The sequence below is a fragment of the Streptomyces sp. NPDC019396 genome, assembly GCF_040632375.1.
Classification (GTDB): domain Bacteria; phylum Actinomycetota; class Actinomycetes; order Streptomycetales; family Streptomycetaceae; genus Streptomyces.
The window spans coordinates 115116-138288 of the sequence record NZ_JBEYBS010000010.1; the positions used below are offsets into that span (position 1 = coordinate 115116).

The window sequence follows — 23173 nt, forward strand, 5'->3', positions numbered from 1 at the left end:
CTATGCGCATCATCGTCCTGGGTTTCACCGGGTATCTGGGCGGACACATCGCCGGACAGTTGCGTGCGCTTGGAGGCGTGCGGCTGTTCAGTGGTGGCCGCTCGCCGGCCGCCGATCTCCGCGTCGACCTCGCCACGGCCGACGCGGGGCGGCTGGCCGAGGCGCTCGCCGACTTCGCACCCGACGTGGTCGTCAACTGCGCGGGAGCGGTCGGCGGCGACTCGGTGAGACTCGCGGAAGTCAACGCCCGCGGCCCGGCCGTGCTGTGCGCGGCCCTGCGGGAGGCGGCGCCCTCGGCCCGGCTGGTGCACCTGGGGTCGGCGGCGGAGTACGGTCCGGCCGAGCACGGGGTCCGGGTGGCCGAGACGGCACCGCCCGGGCCCGTGGCCCCCTACGGGGCGACCAAACTCGCCGGAACCCTGGCCGTGACCTCGTCGGGACTCGACGCGGTGGTGCTGCGGGTGGGCAACCCGGTGGGCCCCGGAGCCCCGTCGAACAGCCTGCCCGGTGGCACCGCCGAGCGCCTGCTGCGGGCGGGCGACGCCCCCGGCGCCGTGGTCCGGTTCGGCGATCTCTCGGCGTACCGCGACTTCGTCGACGTACGGGACCTGGCAAGGGCGGTCGTGCTGGCGACCACCACCACGGGGCCCCTCCCCCGGGTGCTCAACATCAGCGGCGGACGGGCCGTGCCGATCCGGGACCTCGTGGACGGGCTTGTGAGCGAGGCCGGCTTCCGGGGCCGTATCGAGGAGGCGGCGACGGCCGGATCGGCCCGTTCGGCGGGTGTGGGCTGGCAGTGCTCCGACATCACCGCGGCGCACGGGGCACTGGGCTGGGAACCCGGGTACGGGCTCGGGGACTCGCTCGCCGTGCTCTGGGAGTCGGTGTCCGCGCAGGCGAGACTGGACGCGGTGCCATGAGCCTCCTGGTGCCGCTCTATGTGCATCCCGCCGAAGATCCGGACGCCTGGCGGCTGCTCGCCTCGGCCGCCGACCGGATCTACGGAGTGGTGCTCAACACCGCCGACGGGCCGGGCACTTCGCCCGACCCGGCGTTCGTCTCCGCCGCCCGCGCACTGCGGGCGGCGGGGACGCGCGTCCTCGGCTATGTCGACCTGGACTACGGGGTGCGTCCCGACGACGCGGTGCTCCGCGACATCGACCGCCACCGGGAGTGGTACGGCACCGATGGCTGCTTCTTCGACCAGGTGCCGGCCGACCGCTCCGCGCTGCCCGGCTGCCGCCGCCTGGTGCGGGCTGCGCGGCAGCGCGGAGCGGAGACCGTCGTGCTCAACCACGGGGTCCATCCCGCTCCGGGCTATGCGCGGATCGCGGATCTGCTGGTGACCTTCGAGGGCCCATGGACGGTGTACCTGTCATCGTTCACACTCCCCCGCTGGACGGCCCGTCACCCGCCGGAACGGTTCTGCCATCTGGTGTACGGGGTGCCGCCCGCACTTGCACGGGTGGCCGAGAAGGCGGCCACCGAGCGTGGCGCGGCGGTGTCGTGCGCGGTCGCGGATACGCTGCCCAACCCATGGCTCGCCCCGCCGCCCGTACTGTTCGAGGAATCCGCGTGACCGCTCGTACACCGGCACATCGCGGGTCTCGGTGCTCCGCGCTGCTCACCGTCCTCTGCCTGCTCCTGCTGGCGGGGTGCGCAGCGGATCCGGCGCCGAACCCCGGTCCGGACCACCCGCGCTGGCTGCCCACGCCCGGAACGCCCTGGCAGTGGCAGCTGAGCGGCCGGCTGGACCCCACGGCCGACGTGCCCGTGTACGACATCGACGGCTTCGAAAACACCGCGGACGATGTGGCCCGGCTGCACCGGGACGGCCGCAAGGTCATCTGCTACGTCAACGCCGGCTCCTGGGAGGACTTCCGGCCCGACCAGGCCGACTACCCCGTCGCCGTGCGGGGCAAGCCGAACGGCTGGCGGGGCGAGCGCTGGCTGGACATCCGCCGCCTCGATGTGCTGCGGCCACTGCTGGAGCGGCGCTTCGACATGTGCCGCGACAAGGGCTTCGACGCGATCGAGCCCGACCTCATGGACGCGTATCTGAACGACACCGGCTTCCCTCTGACGGCGGAGCACCAGCTCGCGTTCAACCGGATGCTCGCCCGCCTCGCCCATCAGCGCGGGCTGTCCGTCGGGCTGAAGAACGATCTGCCACAGATCCCCCAGCTGGTACGGGACTTCGACTTCGCCGTCAACGAGGAGTGCGCCCAGTACGAGGAGTGTGCGCTGCTCACCCCCTTCATCAAGGCGGGGAAGGCGGTCTTCCATGTCGAGTACGCCCTGCCCACGGGCGAGTTCTGTGCGGAGGCACGCCGTCTCGGGCTGTCGTCGATGCGCAAGCGGCTGAACCTGGACCCATGGCGGGAGCCCTGCTGAAGCGGGCCGGGGTGCTCGTCCGTCAGGTTCCGGGGCGCAGGAAGCGGCGGAGCCTGGTGAGCGTCCAGGTGTTGATGATGTCGTCCTTGGTCAGCCAGCCCCGCTGCGCCGTGGCCACTCCGTAGCGCATGTACGGCAGATGCGTGGTGGAGTGGGAGTCCGAGTTCACCGCGAACTTCACCCCGTACCTCTTGGCGCGCAGGATGTCCTCGTCGCAGAGGTCGAGGCGCTCGGGGTGCGCGTTGATCTCCAGGGCGGTGCCGGTTCTGGCGCAGGCTTCGAAGACCGCGTCGAAGTCGGCGTCGATGCCGGGGCGTTTGCCGATGCGGCGGGTGGTGGGATGCCCGATGATCGCGACGTACGGGTTCTCGCAGGCGCGGATCAGGCGGCGGGTGAGCGCCTTCCGGCTCTGGTTGAAGTGCGAGTGGATCGAGGCGACGCAGATGTCGAAGCCGGCGAGGAAGTCGTCGGGCCAGTCGACGTCACCGTCCGGTCCGATGTTGAGCTCGGTGCCGTGCAGCAGCCGCATCCCCTTGTGCCTGCGGTCGAGTGCACGCACCTCCTTGCGCTGGGCAAGCATCTTCTCCCTGGTCATCCGCTGCATGGCGAGGTCGGGGGCGTGGTCGGTGACGGCGTAGTAGGAGTAGCCGCGCTCGGCGGCCGTGGCGATCATGTCCTCGAGTGAGGCGAGCCCGTCGGTGAGATCGGTATGGGTGTGCAGATCCCCTCGGATGTCCTTTTCCATGACCAGATCGGGGAGTTCGCCGCGCAGCCCCGCCGCGATCTCGCCCCGGTCCTCGCGCAGGGTGGGCGCGATCCAGGGCAGGCCGAGGCGTTCGTAGATCTCCTCCTCGGTCCTGGAGGCGACCTTCTTCCCGCTCTCGGCGTCGAAGAGTCCGTACTCGGAGAGTTTGAGGCCGAGGTGGACGGCGATCCCGCGGGTGCGGATGTTGTGCGCCTTGGACCCGGTGAAGTACTGGAGGCCGCCGCCCCAGGAGTCGGGTGGAAGGACCCGCAGATCGATCTGCAGGCCCCTGGTGGTGCGGATGGAGGTCTTCTTCTCGCCGTGCGCGATGATCTCGGCGGTGTACGGGAGGCTGCCGAGGGCCTCCATGAAGGGCGCCGACTTCTTCGCGGCGACGAGGATGTCGATGTCCCCGATGGTCTCCCGCATCCGGCGCAGTGACCCGGCGTAGGCACAGCCCTCGCAGCCCTTGATCTCCGACAGGGCGGCGACGATCTGCTCGGCGGATTCCGTCGCGGCGTTCAGGAGGATCCGGCTCCCGGCCTTCTGCATCAGGGCGATGCCGTGGAGCAGGTTCTCCTCGGTCTTCGGGCCGAAGCCCTTGAGGTCCCGCAGGCGCTCCTGATGGATGGCGTCGAGGAGCTGGTCGACGGAGGCGACCTCGAGCTCCTGGTAGAGCAGCAGAGCCTTCTTGGGCCCGAGCATGGGGATGGTCATGAGCTCGCGTACCCCGGCCGGGATGGACTGCCTGCGCTCCTCGACGGCGGCGATCTGCCCGGTCGTCAGATACTCGCTGACCTTGTCGGCGATCGACTTGCCGACATTGGGGATCTCCTTCAGGCCCTTGGCATCGAGTGTGGCGACATCGGTGTGGTAGCCGCCGATGGCCCGGGCGGCCTTCTCGTAGGAGCGGGCCCGGAAGGCGTCCCCGCCGGTGATCGCGATGAGGTCGGCGTACTCCTGGAGCAGCACTTCGATCTCTTCGTTGGCCCTGGGCATGGCTCCAGCGTCACACGGGGCACGGCGGAGCGCGCTGGATCACGGCGCGGGAACACGTGAGCGAGTGCGCGCGTTGTGTGGCCAGGTACCCGGGCACCGTCTGGAGATCCATGTCCCCTTCCCCTGCTTCCCCTGCATCCCGAGCGGTGCGCCTCGCGTTCTGTGGCGCACTGGCTGCCCTGAGCCTCGGCTGCACGGCCCTGGACCGGCCCACCAAAGATCGACCGGCCGCTTCCCCTTCCCCCGCCGCCCCGGTCACGGCCCGGTCCACCGCTCCGTCGCCCACGGCGACGGCAACGGCAACGGCAACGGCAACGGCAACGGTGAACAGGACATCCGACCCGGCCCGGCTGCGTACCGAGCCGGCCCGGCTGGCCATCCCCGCGATAGGCGTCAGAGACCTGAAGGTCGTCCCCTACCAGGGCACCACCGACGACGGGCCCGGCACACGCATACAGGACCGCGGGATCGCCGCCAGCCCCTACGGGGAGCGGGGCGGAGTCGGGCCGGGCCAGGTCGGCAACTATCTCGTCACGGCGCACCGCCTGGCCGCGGGCGGGCCGCTGCACGAGCTGCCGTCTCTCGGTATCGGCGACACGGTGTCGGTCACCTGGGACGGGACGGTCTACGAGTACCGGATCAACGAGCTCCGCACGACCTCGTTCCGCTCCGGACGCTCACTCGCCGAGCAGCGGGCCGCCGTCCCCGGGATGCCCGGGAGACAGCCGGTGGAAGCGATGATCACGCTATCGACCTGTGCCACGCCGGAGGACCACGCGGCAGGCAACTACTGGCGTGACGCGCACGGGAATCCCGAGCACCGCATCGACCGGATCGGGTTGCTGACGACGGTGAGGGAGGGGTGACGCATGACGGCCCGAGGGAGCCGTGATGCGTGGCCGGACTGCCCGGCCTAGCCTCGAATGAGTGGTCCGTTCGGGGGAAATCGAGAGAGAAGAGCCGATGTCAACCGCCTACATGCCCAGCTCTCCGGTGCTCGAGCCCGAGGCGTCGGAGTTCGCGACAGCCACGAGCAACCACCCGTTCCTTTTTGAAATGCCTCCGGCCGAAGGCCGCAGAGCCGTGGACGACGTGCAGTCCGGCGATGTCACCATGCCCGCGGTCGACGAGGAGTGGATCACGGTCCACAGCGGCCCCACGGGTTCGGTCCGCGCCCGTATCGTCAAACCCGCCGGTGCCACCGGGACCCTCCCTGTGATCGTGTACATCCACGGCGCCGGCTGGGTGTTCGGTGACGCGCACACCCACGACCGGCTGGTGCGTGAACTCGCCTCCGGGGTGGGCGCGGCCGTGGTCTTCCCCGAGTACGACCGCTCGCCGGAGGCCCACTACCCGATCGCGATCGAGCAGAACTACGCGGTCGCGCGCTGGGTGGTCTCCGACGGCATGAGCAAGAACCTGGACGCCTCGCGGATGGCCGTCGCGGGTGACTCCGTGGGCGGGAACATGGCCATCGCGCTGACCCTGATGGCGAAGGAGCGCGGCGATGTCACCCTGGTGCAGCAGGTGCTCTTCTACCCGGTGACCGACGCGAACTTCGACACCCCCTCGTACCACCAGTTCGCTGAGGGGTACTTCCTGCGGCGCGACGGCATGCAGTGGTTCTGGGACCAGTACACGACCGACGAGCGCGAACGCGCACAGATCACCGCATCGCCGCTGCGTGCGTCGCTGGAGGAGCTGGCGGGGCTTCCTCCCGCGCTGGTGATCACCGGTGAGGCGGATGTGCTGCGCGACGAGGGCGAGGCGTATGCCAACAAGCTGCGCCAGGCCGGTGTGCCGGTGACGTCCACGCGGTACCAGGGCATCATCCATGACTTCGTGATGCTGAACGCGCTGCGCTCCACGCATGCCGCGGGAGCGGCGATCGGCCAGGCCACGGCGACGCTCAGGGAGGCGCTGCACGGTCCTCCCGCGTAGGTCATCGGGCTACCGGTCAGAACCCAGGTCCTGACCGGCGGCCGGACAGGACCTAGGCGACCGACGCCAGGGTGTCGACCAGCCTGCGGCGGGCCGCGCGCATCGCGGGCAGCAGGGCGAGCGTGACCGCGCCCAGTACGGCCGCAGCCGTCAGCAGCACCAGCAGCACGGGGGACGGCGCATGTGCGATGCCGGCGCCGATGCCGCTGGAGCGGCCCTCCGCGTCGATCAGCCAGCCGGCCAGCGGCACACCGAGTCCCGCACCCACCGTCACCGCGGCGAGCGCGGTGAAGCCGACGGCGGTCACCGTGACCGCGGTGATCTGGCGCGGTGACAGCCCGATCGCCTTCAGGGCGAGAAGGTCGCGTTCGCCGTCCCGTACGGTGCCGCCGATCACCGTGGACACCTCGGTGAGCCCGATCAGGGCCAGCACGGCGATCAGGCCCGCCACGACTCCGCGCATGGCCGACAGCCGGTCGGCGGGGCTGGTGACCTCGTGGATGTCCAGCCGGCCGCCAGAGGCTTCGGACAGAGCGGTGCGCACCTCGCCTGGGTCCGTGCCCGGCCGCAGTTGCACCTGGTAGAGGGTCGCCCGCAGGGCGGGATCATTCTCGCGGAGGGTGTCGAGCGAGGTGGAGACGGTACGGCCGGCGTTCTCCGGTTCGATGCTGCGGCCGACGATGTGCAGGACCTGGGGGTGGCCGCCGACGGTCATCCTGACCCAGTCACCGACGTGCACACCGAGGAGATCGAGCAGTCCCTGTCCCGCTACGGCCTCGTCGGGTCCGGCGGCGGCGCGGCCCTCGGCGACCGAGTAAGGGTAGGGCTGCTGCCGGGTACCGAAGCCGCGCAGGGCGATGGTGCCGGTCTGGCCCGGGGCCAGGGCGGCGACCTCGACCCCGGGGTGTGCCGCGGCGACCCGGTCGTCACGCTCGATGAGGGCCTTTGCCTCGGCGTCGGCGAGGTCCTTGTCGGCGCGTGCGGTGAGCGCGGCGGCGAGTCCGAGTTCCTGGGGCCGGCTGTCGAAACGGGCGATGGTGGTCCATGCGCTGAGTGCCACCGTGATCAGCATCAGCGGCAGCGCCAGCCGGGCCACCGTGGCGGGTGTGTGCCGTCCGCGTACGAAGGCCCGGTGGAAGCCGAGCACCAGCGCCGGGGGTACCCGAAGGCCCAGAGCGCTGCGTGCCGGGCCGGCGAGCCCGCCGCGTGCGCCCGGAGCGCCGACGAGTCCCGGCACCGGGGGAACCCGTCCCGCACGCCAGGCGGCGAGAGCGGTGGTGGCGCCGATGAACAGCACGGCACCGACGGGCACGGCGAGCAGCGCGGCGGTGTGACCCGGCAGTCCCTGCCAGACGCCGACGGCTTCGCCCAGCCTGCCCGGGATGCGCCTGCCGAGTGTGCCGGTGAGGGCGATGGCGACGACCGCGCCGAGCGCGGCGAACGCCAGGTGCTGGACCAGGAAGACCCGGACCACCTGGCCGGGGGTGAATCCGATGGCCTTGAGGATGGAGATGTCCCGCAGATGGCCGCGTACCCGGGTGCTGATCGCGCCGTAGACGGCGAGGGCAGCGGCGAGCAGGGCTCCGAGTCCGAAGAGTCCCAGCACCTGGCCGAGCAGCCGGGTGTCACCCTGGGCCTCGGCCCGTGCCTGCCGCCAGTTCGACACATCCGTGACGGCTCCGGCGCCGAGGCGGGTGACGGCACGCTGGACGGCGTAGTCGGTGTCTTCCGGATCTGCCAGGAGCAGTCCGGTGACCTGGCCCGGACGGTCCCCGCCACCAGCGGCGGCGGCGCGTACGGCACCGGGGGGTGCCCAGACGGTGCCGGCGCGCTCGCCGGGGCGGTAGCGGGGCTCGGCGCTGTCGGCGACGCCGACGACGGTGAGGGTCTGCCCGGTCCCGGGCAGGGTGAGGGCGTCGCCCGGCCCGACGACCAGGGCGCGGGCCAGGCTGCTCTCCAGGACGGCCCCGTCCGGGGTTCCGGCAGTCAGCCAGCGTCCGGAGGTGAGCAGGGGACGGCCGGTGACGGGCGGTTCCGTGCCCACTCCACGCAGTTCGACGGCAGCACGTGCGCCCCGGGACTCCACAGTGACGTGCGCGGTTCGGTAGGGCCCTGACACGGCGTCGACGCCGTCGAGGGCGGCGAGGGCGCTCGCGTCGGCGTCCGGTCCGGTGTGGATCCACACATGGGCCCCGTGGGACTGGGCGAACACCCGCTGCCAGGGGTTGGTGGCGTAACCGAAGAGCGCGGCGGCCAGCAGCAGTGCGGCGACGATCCCCGCGGTGGCCGAGACGATGAACAGCGCCTCGCCCCGGTGTGTGCGCAGATCGGCGTGCGCCCAGCGCAGTGTGGCCCGCACGGTCAGTCCTTCAGTTCCAGGACGCCGGACAGTCCGCCGCCCCTGGCCGGTGTGCCGCCGAGTTCGGCGTCGTCGGCTATGCGTCCGTCGAAGAAGCTGATGACCCGGTCGGCGGCGCTGGCAAGCCGGGCGTCGTGGGTGACCAGCAGGATCGTCTGGCCGCGCTGGTGGAAGCGGGAAAGCAGGCGCATCACCTCCCGGGTGGCCTTGCTGTCCAGGCTGCCCGCGGGTTCGTCGGCGAGCAGCAGGCGCGGGTGGTTCACCAGGGCGCGTGCGAGGGCCACCCGCTGCTGCTCACCACCGGAGAGCTCACCGGGCATGCTGCGTGCCTTGCCCTCCAGGCCGAGCTCGGCGAGCAGCTTCTCCCGCTCGGCGCGGGCCTGCTTCGGGCTGGTCCCCGCGAGCAGTGCGGGCAGCTCGACGTTGTCGGCCACGGTCAGGTTGGACACCAGGTTGAAGAACTGGAAGACGATGCCGATCCGCCGCCGGCGCTCCAGTGCCCAGCGGGCCTCGCTGTAGGAGTCCGTGCACTCCCCGTCGAGCCAGATGCTGCCGCTGTCCGGGCGCTGGAGCCCGCCGAGCAGGTGCAGCAGGGTCGACTTGCCCGCGCCGGACGGGCCGGTGACGGCCACGAACTCGCCGTGGCGTACGGAGAGGTCCACTCCCCGTACGGCGTGCGCGGGCGCGCCCTCACCCTGGTGGGTCTTGACGAGGCCCGCGGCCCGCAGCAGGGGTGCGGCCGGACCGGGGTCTGCGGTGTCGCTCATTCCAGCCCTTCCAGTTCCTCCTGGCAGCGCTCGAGCCAGTCGAGGTCGGCCTGGAGGTGCAGCATGGCTCCCTCGATCAGCAGGTGCGCTATGCGGTTGTCCCGGGTCTCGGTCGCGGACAGCTTGGAAAGATTGCGCATGGTGTTGAGGTATTCACGGCGCTGCCTGTTGATGAGGGCGATCTGGTCGACGAGTCCGGTCCGGGGCGCGAGGGCGAGCTTCATGAAGAACTCGTCCCGTACCCGTGGCTCGTCCGCCGTCTCCTCGAACCAGGCGCGCAGCGCCTCCGTCCCGGCATCGGTGAGGCGGTAGATCCTCTTGTTGGGCCTGTTCGACTGGGCGACGTCCTCACCCTCGATGAGCCCCGACTTCTCCAGCCGGCCGAGTGTGACGTAGATCTGGCCGACGTTCGGCTGAGGGTACGCGGAGCCCAGCAGTTGCTCAAGGTCCTGCTTGAGCTCGTAGCCATGAGCCGGGCCCCGGGAGAGAAGTGCCAGGAGGGGCAGGCGCACGCGTGCTCTCCTCCCTTGTCGTTGTCCCGCTCTTCCCGATTCGCCATACCGGTCGGCATGCGATACCGGCCCTAGTATCGCCCATGCCTAACGGGTATACATGCCGTTGTCCGGAGTGACGAGGGCGAAGGAGCCCGGGACCGAGGTACAGGGAGGAACCTATGCGGTGGATACGTGCCGCCGGTAGGGGTCTCCTGGTCGCGGCGGTCGTGATAGCCGGCTGTGTGTCGTCCGGTACCGGGGCCGGAGGCCCGTCGGCGGAGGGCGCGCGCGACGGCGGCCGAGGGCCGGTGACGCTGGCTACGGCCGGTGTTCTCACCGGGTATCTCGAGCCCCTGCTGGAGGGCTGGAACCGGGGACACCCCGGCGAGAGGGTCACGCTCGTGGAGCTGCCGGACTCGGCCGACGAGACCCGCTCCCAGATGACCACCGAGCTGCGCTCGGGTGCGGGCCGGTTCGACATCCTCAACATCGACGTGGCCTGGACCTCGGAGTTCGCCGCGGCGGGATGGATAGCCCCGCTGGAGCGCGGGCGCTTCCCGCTGGACAGTTTCCTGCCGCCGGTCGTGGACACGGCCACGTACGAGGGCAGGCTGTACGCGGTCCCCTACGTCACGGATGCCGGGATGCTCTACTACCGCAAGGACATCCTCGACCGCGAGGGCGAGCGCCCACCGGGCAGCTGGGCGGAGCTGGAGCGCCAGGCCAGGACCATCGCCCCGCGATACGGCATCGGCGGCTACGCGGGCCAGTTCCTCCCGTACGAAGGGCTCACGGTCAACGCGACCGAGGCGGTCTATTCGGCGGGCGGCACGGTGCTCGGTGGCGACGGCCGGGTGACGCTGGACTCCCCCGCGGCACGTACCGGCATCGGCTTCCTCGCCCGCGGGGTGCGCGACGGCTGGATCCCCGAGGAAGCGCTCGGCTACAAGGAGGAGGAGTCCCGGCAGGCCTTCCAGGACGGCCGGCTGCTCTTCCTGCGCAACTGGCCCTACGCCTACGCCGGGGCGTCGGGGCCCGGCTCGCGGGTCGCGGGCAAGTTCGGCGCCGTGCCCCTCCCGGGGCCCCGCGGAGCGGGGACGAGCGTGCTGGGCGGGTCCAATCTCGCCGTCAGCACCGGCGCCCGGCACCCGGAGACCGCGGGCGATCTGATCGCGTATCTCACCAGCGCCCCGGTGCAGCGCAAGGTGCTCACCGAGGGGGCGCTTCCCCCCGTGCGGGCGGCGCTCTACCAGGACCCGGCACTCATCCGGGAGTTCCCCTATCTGCCCGCGCTGCGCAAGAGCGTGCTGGCGGCTGCTCCCCGGCCGAAGAGCGCGCGCTACGAGCAGGTGAGTCTGGCCGTGCAGGCGGTCGTTCACGACGCCATGGCGCAGCACCAGGGGCCGGATGCCGCTGTGCGCAGGCTGAGCGACGAACTGGCCGCCATCGCCCGGCGCGGCTGAGCTCACACGGGACACCATTACTTAACCGTTAGGCATCCATGCGGTGCCTCATGCCGTCAATTATGGCGGATAAAAGCGGGCAATCCACCCAACTTGCTGGTACGGCCCTGCATAACCGTTGACACCTGCGCGACACCACTACTTAACATGAATGCATAACCGCTGGTCGTTCTTGGCTGCGGACGCTCCCTTCATGCAGAAGACACACGTGCAGAAACAGGTTCACGGGTGATGCTCACATCCACGGCCGGCGACGGTCTTCCACAGCGCGGCTCACAGCGCCCTACACGGCACCACTGGTGGCGTGACGCGGTGATCTACCAGGTCTACGTCCGCAGTTTCCTCGACAGCACCGGCGACGGAATCGGCGATCTGGCCGGGGTCCGCGCCGGACTGCCGTACCTCAAGAAGCTCGGCGTCGACGGGATATGGCTGAGCCCGTTCTACCCCTCGCCGCAGCACGACCACGGCTACGACGTCGCGGACTACTGCGACGTGGATCCGGTGTTCGGCGACCTGGCCGAGTTCGGCCTGCTGGTCGCGGACGCGCACCGGCTCGGCATGAAGGTGCTGCTCGACATCGTCCCCAACCACTGCTCCAGCGAGCACGAGTGGTTCCGCGCGGCCCTCGCGTCAGGACCGGGCAGCGAGGCTCGGGCTCGCTTCCACTTCGCCGAGGGCCGCGGCCCCGGCGGCGACGTGCCGCCGAACAACTGGCATGCGATGTTCGGCGGGCCCGCCTGGAGCAGGGCCACCGAAGCCGACGGCAGCCCCGGCCAGTGGTACCTCCACATGTTCACGCCCGCGCAGCCCGACCTGAACTGGCGCAATCCGGAGACGACCGCGTACTTCGAGCACGTCCTGCGGTTCTGGCTGGACCGCGGTGTCGACGGCTTCCGTATCGATGTGGCGGCAGGACTCTTCAAGCACCCCGAGCTGCCGGACTCCCCCGACCCCGAGGCCGACGCCCGCACCCGCGACGCGGTCAATCCGCTGGCGTGGAACCAGCCCGAGGTGCACGAGGTGTGGCGCCAATGGCGTTCGGTGTGCGAGGAGTACACCCTGCGGGACGGCCGCGAGCGGCTGCTGGTGGGCGAGGTCTCGGTGCCCACCGCGCGGGAACACGCGCGGTACGTCCGCACGGACGAGCTGCACCAGGCCTTCTTCTTCGATCTGCTCTCGGCCCCCTGGGACGCCGGCGCCTTCCGCAAGGTGATCACCGAGGCCATGCAGGACATCGCGGGCACCGGCTCCACGGTCACCTGGGTGCTCAACAACCACGACCAGGTCCGGACCGTGACCCGTTACGGGGAGTCCGGCACCGAGGGCAGTGGACTCGGCGCCGCCCGGGCCAGGGCCGCCGCACTGCTGATGCTGGCACTGCCCGGGGCCGCGTACGTCTACCAGGGGGAGGAGCTGGGGCTGCCCGAGGTCGTCGACCTGCCGGACGAGGTCCTCACCGACCCGATCTTCCGGCGCACAGGCAGCCGGGCCCGGATCCGCGACGGCTGCCGGGTGCCGCTGCCGTGGTCCGGGCACGCCTCCCCGTTCGGCTTCACCTCGGGTGCCGAAGGGGCCAAGCCCTGGCTGCCGCAGCCCGGTTGGTTCGCCGAGCACGCCACCGACCGGGCGGTCGCCGACACCCGCTCGTTCTGGCACCTCTACCGCGACGGCCTGCAGCTCCGCCGGGGGCTGCCGCAGCTCGGCGAGGGAACCCTGCGCTGGCTCGAGTCGGCGCCCGGGGTGCTCGCCTTCGTCCGCGGTGACGGTCTCGTCTGCGCCGTCAACTTCGGCACCGCACCCGTGCCCGCGCCCGTCTCCGGAGCTCCGCTGCTCTCCAGTGGTCCCTGCCCGAACGGCGTACTGCCCGGATCCACCGCCGCCTGGTGGACCGGCGACGGCACCGGCCCCTGAACCAGCCCCCCGTTCCCGTCGGTCCTCGTCCGTTCCATCGGTCCTGGTCCGAACCCGCCCGTCCCTCGCCCACCAAGGAGATCCCCGTCATGACGCGACGCCTCATACTCGCGGGCTGCACCGCGCTGACCCTGGCCCTCGGGGCCACCGCCTGTGGCGGCGGCCCCGTCACCACCCCGAACGGCGGCGACAAGTCGCTGAACGGCCAGACCATCACCGTCGCGGGGGTCTGGTCCGGCGCCGAGCAGAAGAACTTCCAGAAGGTGCTCGACGCCTTCACCGCCAAGACCGGAGCCAAGGCCCAGTTCGTCTCCACCGGCGACAACGTCTCCACCGTGGTGGGCAGCAAGATCGAGGGCGGCAACGCACCCGACGTGGTGATGGTGCCGCAGGTCGGTGTGCTCCAGCAGTTCGCGAAGAACGGCTGGCTCACCCCGCTCTCCAAGACGGCCGAGAAGTCCGTCGACACCGACTTCGCCAGTGTGTGGAAGCACTACGGAAGCGTCGAGAACACGCTGTACGGGGTGTACTTCAAGGCCGCGCACAAGTCCACCGTCTGGTACAGCCCGGACACCCTGGACCAGGCCGGGGTCAAGGCACCGAAGACCTACGCGGAGATGCTCAAGGCCGGGCAGGCGGTGTCGGACTCGGGTGTCTCCGCGTTCGCGGTCGCGGGTGAGGACGGCTGGACCCTCACCGACTGGTTCGAGAACATCTATCTGTCCCAGGCGGGCCCCCAGACGTATGACCAGCTCGCCGGGCACAGCATCCCGTGGACCGATCCGAGCGTGGTCAGGGCCCTCACCACCCTCGGCAAGCTGTTCGCCGACAAACAGCTGATCGCGGGCGGCCAGAAGGGCGCGCTGAGCACGGACTTCCCCGGATCCGTGGAGAAGGTCTTCGGCCCCGAGCCGGAAGCCGGGATGGTCTACGAGGGCGACTTCGTCGCCGGTGTGGCCAAGGACCAGTTCGGCCGGAAGATCGGCGAGGACGCCGCCTTCTTCCCCTTCCCGGCGGTCGACGACGGTGACGCACCCGTGGTCAGCGGCGGTGACGCCGCGGTCGCCCTGGAGGACGGGAAGAACAAGAAGGCGGCCATGGCCTTCGTGGAGTTCCTGGCGACACCCGAGGCCGCTGCCGTGTGGGCCGAGGCGGGTGGCTTCCTGTCCCCCAACAAGAAGCTGGACCTCAAGTCCTACGGCGATGACACCACCCGGCAGACGGCCAAGTCACTGATCGATGCCGGAGACTCCGTCCGCTTCGACATGTCCGACCAGGCGCCCGCGGCGTTCGGCGGCACGAAGGGCGCGGGCGAGTGGAAGCTGCTCCAGGACTTCCTTCGCGACCCGTCGGATCCGAAGGGCACGGCGGCCAGGCTCGAGGACGCGGCGACCAAGGCGTACAAGGGCTGACGATCATGACCGCTGCCACCTCCTCATCGCCGAAGGCGGGCCCCCTCCCGGGGCCCGCCGGGGCCACCGGTCCCGGGCGCACCCCCGGGCACGACCCCCGCCGCCGCGCCCAGCGCCGTCGCCGGACCGTCGCCGTGGCCTTCGTGCTTCCCGCGCTGCTGCTGCTCGGCGCGCTGGTCGTCTATCCCGTGCTGTTCTCCGTCGGCCGGAGCTTCTTCGACGCCGGTGGAACACGCTTCGTCGGCGGCGAGAACTACGCCGAGATGTTCCGCGACCCGGCCACTCTCAAGGCGGTCCGCAACAGCGCCATCTGGGTGGTCATCGCCCCCACCCTGCTCACCGGTCTGGGACTGATCCTGGCCGTGCTGGTCGAGAAGGTCCGCTGGGCCACGGCGTTCAAACTGCTGCTCTTCATGCCGATGGCGGTGTCCTTCCTCGCCGCGGGCATCATCTTCCGGCTCGCCTACGAGGAGGACCCCGACAAGGGGGTGCTGAACGCCGCCGTCGTCGGGGCGCACGACGCCGTCAAGGGCTCGTCCTCGTATCCGACCGCCCGCGCCCGGGACGGCCAGGGGCTGACGAAGGGACCCGACGGCTCGTACAGCACATCGGGCACGGTGTCCCCCGGCGGACAGAGCATCGCCCTCGGGCTTGTCGGCGTGCCGCCGAAGGAACTGCCCGCGGACGCACGGCCCGCGCGGCCGGCGGCGAGCCGCGAGGCAGGGCCGGGTGAACTGCTGGGCGTGGCCTATCTCGACTTCACACCGGGCGGCGGCGGCGAGCAGGGCCGGGTGGACCCGGAGGAGAGCGGACTGCCGGAGCTGACGGTAGAGGCGGTACGCGACGGGCGCCCGGTCGCCACCGCGACCACCGCGTCGGACGGCTCCTTCCGCTTCCCCGCGCTGGCAGCCGGCGCCTACACCGTGCGGCTGCCCGCGCAGAACTTCGCCCCGCCCTACGAGGGCGTGTCCTGGCTCGGCCCCGCGCTGGTCACCCCGGCGATCATCGGCGCGTACCTGTGGATCTGGACCGGCTTCGCGATGGTGCTCATCGGCGCGGGCCTGTCGTCCCTGCCGCGCGACGTGCTCGAAGCCGCCCGGATGGACGGTGCCGGCGAGTGGCAGGTGTTCCGCAGGATCACCGTGCCGCTGCTCGCCCCCATCCTGACCGTGGTCTTCGTGACCCTGGTCATCAATGTGATGAAGGTCTTCGACCTCGTCTACATCATCGCGCCCGGGCCGGTGCAGGAGGACGCCACCGTGCTGGCCACCCAGATGTGGCTGGTCTCCTTCGGCGGCGGCAACAACCAGGGGCTCGGCAGTGCGCTGGGTGTGCTGCTCCTGCTGCTGGTCATCCCTGCCATGGTCTTCAACGTCCGCCGCTTCCGCAGGAGCCAGTCATGAGCGCCACCGTCACCGAACCGGCTGTCACGAAGCAAGCGCCGACCGGTCGCCGCCGCGCACGGAGGCGCTCCGGGAGCAGGCTGGGGAAGTGGCTCGGCAACGGCCTTGTCCAGGCGCTCCTGGTGGTAATCGGGCTCGTATGGATCACTCCGCTGGCGGGTCTGCTGCTGTCCTCACTGCGCTCGGCACAGGACAGTGCGGGCAGCGGCTGGTGGACCGTGCTGGCCTCCCCCGGGCAGCTGTCGTTCGACAACTACTCGGCGCTGCTCGGCAACGCGGGGATGACCCAGGCGTTCTGGAACACCGTCATGATCTCGGTGCCCGCGACGACCCTGGTCATCGTGATCGCGGCGCTGGCGGGCTATGCCTTCGCCTGGCTGGAGTTCCCGGGCCGGGACTGGCTGTTCCTGCTGGTGGTGGCGATGCTGGTGGTGCCCGTCCAGGTGGGGCTGCTGCCGGTGGCCAAGCTGTTCGGCCAGTTGGGTCTGTTCGGCACGATCCCGGGAGTGGTGCTCTTCCATGTCGCCTACGGGCTGCCGTTCGCCGTCTTCCTGCTGCGCAACTACTTCGCCGACATCCCGCGCGAGATGCTGGAGGCCGCACGGATGGACGGCGGCAGCGAGTGGCGGATCTTCACCCGGCTGGTGCTGCCGGTGGGCCGTCCGGCGATCGCGAGTCTGGCGATCTTCCAGTTCCTGTGGGTGTGGAACGACATGCTGGTGGCACTGCTCTTCGCGGACAGCTCATCGCAGCCCCTCACCGTGGAACTCCAGTCGCAGGTACGCCAGTTCGGCAGCAACATCGATGTGCTCGCTCCCGGTGCGTTCCTGTCCCTGATCGTGCCCGTGGTGGTCTTCTTCGCCTTCCAGCGGCACTTCGTGCAGGGGGTGATGGCGGGCTCGGTCAAGTGAGCGGGCTGTGCTGCGGCGGCGTGTCCGGCTGCGACAGCGTGGTGAGCGCTGCCCGCGGTGACGGCAGTCCGCCCCGTCGATGCCTCACGGGGGTGGGCATCGACGGGGCGGACTGCTCGCGCAGCGGCTCAGGGGTGGTTCACGAGCGGTGCAGCAGCGACTTCATGGCCGTCATGAGTGCCGCTTCGGGGTCGGACTCCATCCCGGTCGAGCGCCACGCCATGAACCCGTCGGGGCGGACCACGACCGCGCCCTCGGGGGACGCGCCGTGCGACTCGGCCCAGTCGAAGCCGGTTTCGGGGATGAGGTCGGCGTCGGGCTCCTCACCCACGAGGTAGGCGTCGAGCGGGCACGAGAGGCGGTCTGCCACCGTACGCGCAGCCGCACGCCACGCCGCACCGCCCGAACCGGTCAGCAGTACGTACGACCGCTCGAACAGGTCCAGCGTGGAGATCCGGCGCTGGGTGCCGGGCTTGTGCAGCCACATGTGCGGCGAACGGGCGCCGGGCTCCCCGACGAGCTGGATCCCCTTGGGGATGACGGGCATGTCGGCGTCGGCTCCGATGACGGCACCGTGCGGGTAGCGGTAGCCCATCGCCACGGCGAGCATCCCGCCGGGGCTGCCGTTGGGCCCACCGGCGATGCTCGGTCCGCCGGGTCCGCCGGGTCCGCCGGGTCCGCCGGGTCCGCCGGGTCCGCCGGGTCCGCCGGGTCCACCCATACCCGGTCCGCCAGGACCACCGGGACCACCCATACCCGGGCCGCCAGGACCACCGCCGCGGCCCGCCACCGACGACGGGTCGTAGCCGGGGTGGCTGTGCTCCTCCGACCTGCTCGACGCCCGCATACCCGTGGCCCTGGCCACCGGCAGTCGCTCCGCCTCGTAGCTGTCGAGGAGACCGGGCCCCGCGGCGCCGCCCAGCACCATGGCGAGCTTCCAGGCGAGGTTGTGCGCGTCCTGGATGCCGGTGTTGGAGCCGAACGCCCCGGTGGGCGACATCTCGTGGCAGGAGTCGCCCGCGAGGAACACCCGGCCCGAGGCGTACCGCTCGGACACCCGTTCGGCGGCGTGCCAGGGGGCCTTTCCGGTGATCTCGACGTCGATGTCCGGGGCGCCGGTCGCCTTGCGGATGTGGGCGATGCAGCGCTCCTCGGTGAAGTCCTCCAGCTTCTCGCCCTTGTCGGGCTGCCAGGGCGCGTGGAAGACCCAGTTCTCCACGTTGTCCACGGGCAGCAGGGCACCGTCCGCCTCGGGGTTGGTGAGGTAGCAGACGATGAAGCGGCGGTCGCCCACGACATCCGCGAGCGCGCGGGACCGGAAGGTGACGCTGACGTTGTGGAACAGGTCACCGAGCCCCGTCTGGCCGATGCCGAGCTGCTCGCGTACGGGACTGCGGGGGCCGTCGGCCGCCACGAGGTAGTCCGCCCGGACGACGCGGGTCCGGCCGCTCTCGCGGTCCTCGATGACCGCGGTCACCCCGTCGGCGTCCTGCTCGAACGACTTCATCTCGGTGGAGTAGCGCAGGTCGCCGCCGTTCTTGCGGGCGCACTCCAGCAGCACCGGCTCCAGGTCGTTCTGGCTGCACACGCACCAGCCGGAGGGGCTGATACGGGTCAGTCCGTCGCCCGGGGCGATCTCCTTGAGCAGCCATTCGCCCTCGTCGCCGACCAGTGACGGGGTCTGGAGGATGCCGTGGTTGCCGGAGAGTGCGGATGCGGCCTCGTGGATGAGCGGTTCGGCCCCCGCCACCCTGAACAGCTCCATGGTGCGTAGGTTGTTGCCGCGACCGCGCGGATGCCTCGAGGTGCTCGCGTGCCGCTCGACGAGCATGTGCCCGACGCCGAGCCGGCCCAGGAACAGCGATGTGGACAGGCCCACCAGCGAGCCGCCCACGATCAGGACCGGTACGCGGTCGTCGAAGTTTTCTTCCATCAGTTGCTCCAGCTCCAGCCGCCGGTTGGGGGGATTGGAGTTTCCATGCCCTTGCGGGAGCGCCTCGATCGCCCCTTCACCCGCATGGTTCACACATCTCGCGCCACCCGTGGTATCGGCACAGGATCGAAGCCGGACAGCCGCATCGCCTGGGCGCTGATCGGCGGTTCCAATGCGTCGGACCCCTTACTCCGAACCCCGGAGAGCCGGCTCCGTCACTTCGGTGGCGGCTTCACTGTCTCGAAGGAGATGCGTGGAACATGACAACTCTGTCGGAACGTATATCTCAGTCGGCCTTCGACGGCTCCAGGCTGCGGGTCGTACTGCTGGTGGATCTTCATGACGGTGCGCAGCAGAGCTTCCTCGCCGCGTACGAGCACATGCGCAACCAGGTGGCGTCGGTACCCGGTCACCTGAGTGACCAGCTGTGCCAGTCGATCGAGAACCCTTCACAGTGGCTGATCACCAGTGAGTGGGAGAGCGCGCCGCCGTTCATCGAGTGGGTGAACAGCGAGGAGCACGTCGACGTGGTGAAGCCGCTGCACAGCTGTGTGCGGGACACCCGTTCGCTGCGCTTCAGCGTGCTGCGTGAGACGGGCAAGATCCACACGGAGGCCCGTGCCTCGGAGCTCGGCGGTGCACTTCAGCCATACGCGCGGATGGGTGACGGCATCGTCCGACACGCCCTCACCTTTACCGTCAAGCCGGGCAGCGAGGAGATCGTCGCCGAGCTCCTGGCCGGTTACAAGTCACCCGAGCCACGGGTGGACGACAACACCCGGTTGCGCCGTACCTCCCTGTTCATGCACCGCAACCGGGTCATCCGCGCGGTGGAGGTGCAGGGCGATCTGCTCGCCGCGCTGCGTCATGTGGCCAGGCAGCCCGAGGTGCAGGCGCTCGAGGAAGCCATCAACCCCTATCTGGAGCAGTACCGCGACCTCAACGACCAGGAGTCGGCACGGATGTTCTTCACCCGGGCCTCGCTTCCGGCGGTCCACCATCTGGCGGCCGTCGAGGGCGAGCACTCGGACTCGAAGCGACACGCGCTGTACTACCCGGCCAAGCAGGGCTGCGGGATGGCTCTGGCCAAGCTACTCGCCCGTCAGGACGAGGTAGCCGCCCACGACCCCTCCGGGGTCATCGAGAGCAGCACCATCTTCCTGCGCGACGACGTCGTCATCCGGCTCGTCGACGTGCGGGGCGGCCTTGAAGCCGCTCCGATGCTCGCGGGAGGAGCGCACGGTCCCCGCAAGGCGGCCATGGTGGCCCGTCTGCTCGACGAGGACGCGTTCGGCGGCGGTTCTCCGGCGACGGACGCGGACATGCTCCGCTTCCTCGCTCGCGCCGACATGCGCCTGATCACCGATCGCCGGTCCCCCGTCGGTCCCTGAACCGTCCGTCATGCGCCGCGCGGTGCGGCGCGCCGGAGCCATCCGGCCCACCGCACCGCCGGCCCAACGCCATCCGGCCACGTGGAGGAATCTCATGACCACACCTCATCGCATCGTCGATCTCAGCGAGACCCAGCCCAACACCAAGCGCGGAGGCGATCTGCGCGCCATGCTCACGCCCACCACGGTGGGCGCGACGAGCGGGTTCATGGGCCTGGCGATCGTGGAGCCCGGCGACCGTATCGGTGAGCACTACCACCCGTACTCCGAGGAGTTCGTGTACGTCGTCAGCGGAGCACTCGAAGTGGACCTGGACGACGAGACGTACGCGCTGCGCCCGGACCAGGGTCTGCTGATCCCCGCGTATGTACGGCACCGGTTCCGCAACGTGGGCAGCACGGACGCCCGGATGGTGTTCCATCTGGGCCCGCTGGCGCCGCGGCCGGAGCTCGGACACGTCGACACCGAGGAGACCCCGGCCAAGGCCGGTACCGGAGGGAACCGGCCGCCCGAACGGACAAGGACGGCTTCATGACACGGCGGGTAGCGGTCACCGGCGTCGGCATAGTGGCGCCGGGAGGTGTGGGCATACCGGCGTTCTGGGACCTTCTGGCCAACGGACGGACGGCGACGCGGGGTATCACGCTCTTCGACCCGAAGGGCTTCCGCTCGCGCATCGCCGCGGAGTGCGACTTCGACCCGGCCACCCACGGCCTTGACCCGGCGACGATCCAGCGCGCGGACCGGTACGTCCAGTTCGCACTGGTCGCGGCCAGGGAAGCGCTGCGCGACGCGGGGCTCGACCCGGATCGGGAGGATCCCTGGCGCATCGGTGTGTCCCTGGGCACCGCGGTGGGCGGCACCACCCGCCTGGAGCACGACTACGTCAAGGTCAGCAGCTCCGGGCGGCGCTGGGACGTCGACCACAGCGAGGCCGAGCCGCATCTTCACCGGGCGTTCGCGCCCAGCGCCCTGGCCTCCGAGGTGGCCGAGCAGACCGGGGCCCGGGGCCCGGTGCAGACCGTGTCCACCGGCTGCACCTCCGGCCTGGACGCGATCGGTTACGCCTTCCACGCGATAGAGGAGGGGAGGGTCGACGTCTGCATAGCGGGCGCGTCCGACTCGCCGATCTCCCCGATCACCGTGGCCTGCTTCGACGCGATCAAGGCGACCTCCGCGAACAACGACGACCCGGCGCATGCGTCGCGCCCGTTCGACGCGAACCGGGACGGGTTCGTGATGGGCGAGGGCGGAGCCGTCCTCGTCCTGGAGGAGCTCGAGCACGCCCGTGCCCGGGGTGCCACCGTGTACTGCGAGGTAGGCGGCTACGCCACCTTCGGTAACGCGTACCACATGACGGGTCTGACCCGGGAGGGCCTGGAGATGGCCCGCGCGATCGACACCGCGCTCGATCACGCCCGGCTCGACGGCTCGGACATCGACTACGTCAACGCCCACGGTTCGGGCACCCAGCAGAACGACCGGCACGAGACGGCCGCCGTCAAGGAGTCGCTCGGAGCACACGCCTACAAGGTGCCGATGAGTTCCATCAAGTCCATGGTGGGCCACTCTCTCGGGGCCATCGGGGCGATAGAGATCGTCGCCTGCGTGCTGGCACTGGCCAATCAGGTGGTGCCTCCGACGGCGAACTACGAGACGCCCGACCCCGAGTGCGATCTCGACTATGTGCCGCGCACGGCGCGCGCCCTCAAGCTGCGCAATGTGCTCTCGGTCGGCAGCGGCTTCGGCGGATTCCAGTCCGCCGTGGTGCTGACCCGGCCAGGAGGGAGGACAAGATGAGTCCTCGGCAGGACCGGCGTCCGGTCATCACCGGAATGGGTGTCGTCGCCCCCAACGGGGTTGGCACCGACGCCTTCTGGAAGGCCACACGGGAAGGCCTGAGCGTCCTCGACCACATCACTCGGGAAGGTTGCGAGCATCTGCCGGTCCGTATCGCCGGCGAGGTCCGCGGCTTCGCACCCGAGTCCGTGGTGGAGGAACGTTTCCTTGTACAGACCGACCGGTTCACGCACTTCGCCATGGCAGCCGCTGACATGGCGCTGGCGGATGCGCGAATCGCCCCGGGCGACAGCGCCAACAACCCGTTCGGCGTAGGAGTGGTCACCGCCGCCGGATCCGGTGGCGGTGAGTTCGGCCAGCGCGAGCTGCAACGCCTGTGGGGGCAGGGCTCGCGCTATGTGGGCCCCTACCAGTCCATCGCCTGGTTCTACGCGGCGAGTACGGGCCAGATCTCGATCCGCGGCGGCTTCAAGGGCCCCTGCGGGGTCGTGGCCAGCGACGAGGCGGGCGGTCTTGACGCCCTCGCGCACGCCGGGCGGGCGATCGCCCGGGGCACCGACACCGTGGTCATCGGCGCGGCCGAGGCACCCCTCGCCCCGTATTCGCTCGTCTGCCAGCTCGGCTACCGGGAGCTCAGCCTGTGCGAAGAGGCGGAGCGGGCGTACCGCCCCTTCACCCCCAGTGCCTGCGGCTTCGTGCCCGCCGAGGGCGGCGCGATGCTCGTGGTCGAGGCGGAGGCCGCGGCTCGTGAGCGCGGCGTCCCGGTGCGCGCGGTCGTGGCGGGACATGCCGCGACCTTCACCGGCGCCTCACGCTGGCAGCAGTCCCGCGAAGGTCTGGCCCACGCGATCCGTGGCGCCCTCGCGGACGCGGAGTGTGCCCCCGAGGAGATCGATGTCGTGTTCGCGGACGCGCTCGGCATCCCCGAGGCGGACCGGGCCGAGGCCATGGCGATCGCCGACGCCCTGGGCCCGCACTGCGCACGTGTCCCGGTCACGGCCCCCAAGACCGGTACGGGCAGGGCCTACTGCGGGGCTCCGGTGCTGGACACCGCCGCCGCGGTGCTCGCTCTCCAGGACGGCCTCGTCCCGCCCACACCCAATGTGTTCGACGTATGCCACGACCTGGAAGTGGTGACCGGCCGGGCGCGGCCCGCCGAACTGCGTACGGCCCTGATCCTCAGCCGGGGACTCATGGGCTCGAATGCGGCGCTGGTGCTCAGGCGCGGCGCCGACAACCCCTCGTGA

At 70.6% G+C, this 23173-nt stretch carries 19 protein-coding genes; 14 read left to right on the forward strand and 5 right to left on the reverse strand.

Annotated features, from left to right (window positions below; translation table 11 throughout):
• The first annotated feature begins 2 nt into the window (after window positions 1-2).
• The 3 genes from ABZ532_RS14220 to ABZ532_RS14230 are packed head-to-tail and all read left to right on the forward strand — an operon-like array spanning window position 3 to window position 2394.
• Window positions 3-920, forward strand: a complete 918-nt coding sequence (locus ABZ532_RS14220) for an NAD(P)-dependent oxidoreductase (protein WP_361282353.1) — start codon at window positions 3-5, stop codon at window positions 918-920.
• Complete coding sequence (locus ABZ532_RS14225) at window positions 917-1579, forward strand: spherulation-specific family 4 protein (RefSeq protein WP_361282355.1); 663 nt, start codon at window positions 917-919, stop codon at window positions 1577-1579. The genes ABZ532_RS14220 and ABZ532_RS14225 overlap by 4 nt, the downstream gene beginning before the upstream one ends.
• Window positions 1570-2394: an endo alpha-1,4 polygalactosaminidase gene (locus tag ABZ532_RS14230; RefSeq protein WP_361282557.1), complete on the forward strand. Its 825-nt coding sequence runs from the start codon at window positions 1570-1572 to the stop codon at window positions 2392-2394. The genes ABZ532_RS14225 and ABZ532_RS14230 overlap by 10 nt, the downstream gene beginning before the upstream one ends.
• A gap of 22 nt (window positions 2395-2416) precedes the next feature.
• On the opposite strand, the gene polX is transcribed toward ABZ532_RS14230, so the two are convergent.
• Window positions 2417-4138, reverse strand: coding sequence for a DNA polymerase/3'-5' exonuclease PolX (polX, locus tag ABZ532_RS14235; RefSeq protein ID WP_361282357.1), 1722 nt, complete (start codon window positions 4136-4138; stop codon window positions 2417-2419).
• Window positions 4139-4248: 110 nt separating this feature from the next.
• On the opposite strand from polX, the gene ABZ532_RS14240 reads away from it, so the two are divergent.
• Both ABZ532_RS14240 and ABZ532_RS14245 read left to right on the forward strand, forming a co-directional pair.
• Window positions 4249-5004: a class E sortase gene (locus tag ABZ532_RS14240; protein ID WP_361282359.1), complete on the forward strand. Its 756-nt coding sequence runs from the start codon at window positions 4249-4251 to the stop codon at window positions 5002-5004.
• Between the two features lie 97 nt (window positions 5005-5101).
• Complete coding sequence (locus tag ABZ532_RS14245) at window positions 5102-6079, forward strand: alpha/beta hydrolase (protein ID WP_361282361.1); 978 nt, start codon at window positions 5102-5104, stop codon at window positions 6077-6079.
• A 52-nt stretch (window positions 6080-6131) separates the two neighbouring features.
• Here the strand turns inward: ABZ532_RS14245 and ABZ532_RS14250 are convergent, their stop codons facing one another.
• From ABZ532_RS14250 to ABZ532_RS14260, 3 genes are read right to left on the reverse strand one after another with little or no spacing between them, the layout of a single operon-like run.
• Window positions 6132-8438, reverse strand: coding sequence for an FtsX-like permease family protein (locus ABZ532_RS14250; protein WP_361282363.1), 2307 nt, complete (start codon window positions 8436-8438; stop codon window positions 6132-6134).
• A gap of 2 nt (window positions 8439-8440) precedes the next feature.
• A complete protein-coding gene (locus ABZ532_RS14255; RefSeq protein WP_361282365.1) occupies window positions 8441-9205 on the reverse strand; it encodes an ABC transporter ATP-binding protein in 765 nt (254 codons plus the stop codon).
• Window positions 9202-9717, reverse strand: coding sequence for a PadR family transcriptional regulator (locus ABZ532_RS14260; protein ID WP_361282367.1), 516 nt, complete (start codon window positions 9715-9717; stop codon window positions 9202-9204). The genes ABZ532_RS14255 and ABZ532_RS14260 overlap by 4 nt, the downstream gene beginning before the upstream one ends.
• Before the next feature lie 161 nt (window positions 9718-9878).
• Between ABZ532_RS14260 and ABZ532_RS14265 the strand changes: the two genes are divergently transcribed.
• The 5 genes from ABZ532_RS14265 to ABZ532_RS14285 all read left to right on the forward strand — a co-directional run bounded on the left by ABZ532_RS14265 (window position 9879) and on the right by ABZ532_RS14285 (window position 16802).
• Complete coding sequence (locus ABZ532_RS14265) at window positions 9879-11162, forward strand: ABC transporter substrate-binding protein (protein WP_361282369.1); 1284 nt, start codon at window positions 9879-9881, stop codon at window positions 11160-11162.
• Window positions 11163-11393: 231 nt separating this feature from the next.
• On the forward strand, window positions 11394-13076 hold the full coding sequence (locus ABZ532_RS14270; protein ID WP_361282371.1) for a glycoside hydrolase family 13 protein: 1683 nt from the start codon (window positions 11394-11396) through the stop codon (window positions 13074-13076).
• An 89-nt stretch (window positions 13077-13165) separates the two neighbouring features.
• Window positions 13166-14488 carry an ABC transporter substrate-binding protein gene (locus ABZ532_RS14275; RefSeq protein ID WP_361282373.1) on the forward strand — a complete coding sequence of 441 codons (1323 nt, stop codon included), beginning with the start codon at window positions 13166-13168 and terminating at the stop codon, window positions 14486-14488.
• A gap of 5 nt (window positions 14489-14493) precedes the next feature.
• A complete protein-coding gene (locus tag ABZ532_RS14280) occupies window positions 14494-15891 on the forward strand; it encodes an ABC transporter permease subunit (RefSeq protein WP_361282375.1) in 1398 nt (465 codons plus the stop codon).
• A complete protein-coding gene (locus ABZ532_RS14285; RefSeq protein ID WP_361282377.1) occupies window positions 15888-16802 on the forward strand; it encodes a carbohydrate ABC transporter permease in 915 nt (304 codons plus the stop codon). The genes ABZ532_RS14280 and ABZ532_RS14285 overlap by 4 nt, the downstream gene beginning before the upstream one ends.
• Window positions 16803-16941: 139 nt before the next feature.
• Here ABZ532_RS14285 and ABZ532_RS14290 read toward each other — a convergent pair whose 3' ends face one another.
• Window positions 16942-18735, reverse strand: a complete 1794-nt coding sequence (locus ABZ532_RS14290) for an FAD-dependent monooxygenase (RefSeq protein WP_361282379.1) — start codon at window positions 18733-18735, stop codon at window positions 16942-16944.
• A gap of 260 nt (window positions 18736-18995) precedes the next feature.
• Between ABZ532_RS14290 and ABZ532_RS14295 the strand changes: the two genes are divergently transcribed.
• The 4 genes from ABZ532_RS14295 to ABZ532_RS14310 all read left to right on the forward strand — a co-directional run bounded on the left by ABZ532_RS14295 (window position 18996) and on the right by ABZ532_RS14310 (window position 23173).
• On the forward strand, window positions 18996-20126 hold the full coding sequence (locus ABZ532_RS14295; protein ID WP_361282381.1) for a SchA/CurD-like domain-containing protein: 1131 nt from the start codon (window positions 18996-18998) through the stop codon (window positions 20124-20126).
• A gap of 94 nt (window positions 20127-20220) precedes the next feature.
• Window positions 20221-20661: a cupin domain-containing protein gene (locus ABZ532_RS14300; RefSeq protein WP_361282383.1), complete on the forward strand. Its 441-nt coding sequence runs from the start codon at window positions 20221-20223 to the stop codon at window positions 20659-20661.
• A complete protein-coding gene (locus ABZ532_RS14305; RefSeq protein ID WP_361282385.1) occupies window positions 20658-21926 on the forward strand; it encodes a beta-ketoacyl-[acyl-carrier-protein] synthase family protein in 1269 nt (422 codons plus the stop codon). The genes ABZ532_RS14300 and ABZ532_RS14305 overlap by 4 nt, the downstream gene beginning before the upstream one ends.
• Complete coding sequence (locus ABZ532_RS14310) at window positions 21923-23173, forward strand: ketosynthase chain-length factor (RefSeq protein WP_361282387.1); 1251 nt, start codon at window positions 21923-21925, stop codon at window positions 23171-23173. Before ABZ532_RS14305 ends, ABZ532_RS14310 begins: the two co-directional genes overlap by 4 nt.

What these genes read in the sequence shown, in the direction of transcription:
- ABZ532_RS14255 (WP_361282365.1), bottom strand. Translation starts at nt 9,205, where the DNA reads ATGAGCGACACCGCAGACCCCGGTCCGGCCGCACCCCTGCTGCGGGCC.
- ABZ532_RS14290 (WP_361282379.1), bottom strand. Translation starts at nt 18,735, where the DNA reads ATGGAAGAAAACTTCGACGACCGCGTACCGGTCCTGATCGTGGGCGGC.
- ABZ532_RS14275 (WP_361282373.1), top strand. Translation starts at nt 13,166, where the DNA reads ATGACGCGACGCCTCATACTCGCGGGCTGCACCGCGCTGACCCTGGCC.
- ABZ532_RS14225 (WP_361282355.1), top strand. Translation starts at nt 917, where the DNA reads ATGAGCCTCCTGGTGCCGCTCTATGTGCATCCCGCCGAAGATCCGGAC.
- polX (WP_361282357.1), bottom strand. Translation starts at nt 4,138, where the DNA reads ATGCCCAGGGCCAACGAAGAGATCGAAGTGCTGCTCCAGGAGTACGCC.
- ABZ532_RS14295 (WP_361282381.1), top strand. Translation starts at nt 18,996, where the DNA reads ATGACAACTCTGTCGGAACGTATATCTCAGTCGGCCTTCGACGGCTCC.
- ABZ532_RS14285 (WP_361282377.1), top strand. Translation starts at nt 15,888, where the DNA reads ATGAGCGCCACCGTCACCGAACCGGCTGTCACGAAGCAAGCGCCGACC.
- ABZ532_RS14220 (WP_361282353.1), top strand. Translation starts at nt 3, where the DNA reads ATGCGCATCATCGTCCTGGGTTTCACCGGGTATCTGGGCGGACACATC.
- ABZ532_RS14245 (WP_361282361.1), top strand. Translation starts at nt 5,102, where the DNA reads ATGTCAACCGCCTACATGCCCAGCTCTCCGGTGCTCGAGCCCGAGGCG.
- ABZ532_RS14300 (WP_361282383.1), top strand. Translation starts at nt 20,221, where the DNA reads ATGACCACACCTCATCGCATCGTCGATCTCAGCGAGACCCAGCCCAAC.
- ABZ532_RS14280 (WP_361282375.1), top strand. Translation starts at nt 14,494, where the DNA reads ATGACCGCTGCCACCTCCTCATCGCCGAAGGCGGGCCCCCTCCCGGGG.
- ABZ532_RS14265 (WP_361282369.1), top strand. Translation starts at nt 9,879, where the DNA reads ATGCGGTGGATACGTGCCGCCGGTAGGGGTCTCCTGGTCGCGGCGGTC.
- ABZ532_RS14310 (WP_361282387.1), top strand. Translation starts at nt 21,923, where the DNA reads ATGAGTCCTCGGCAGGACCGGCGTCCGGTCATCACCGGAATGGGTGTC.
- ABZ532_RS14270 (WP_361282371.1), top strand. Translation starts at nt 11,394, where the DNA reads ATGCTCACATCCACGGCCGGCGACGGTCTTCCACAGCGCGGCTCACAG.
- ABZ532_RS14240 (WP_361282359.1), top strand. Translation starts at nt 4,249, where the DNA reads ATGTCCCCTTCCCCTGCTTCCCCTGCATCCCGAGCGGTGCGCCTCGCG.
- ABZ532_RS14305 (WP_361282385.1), top strand. Translation starts at nt 20,658, where the DNA reads ATGACACGGCGGGTAGCGGTCACCGGCGTCGGCATAGTGGCGCCGGGA.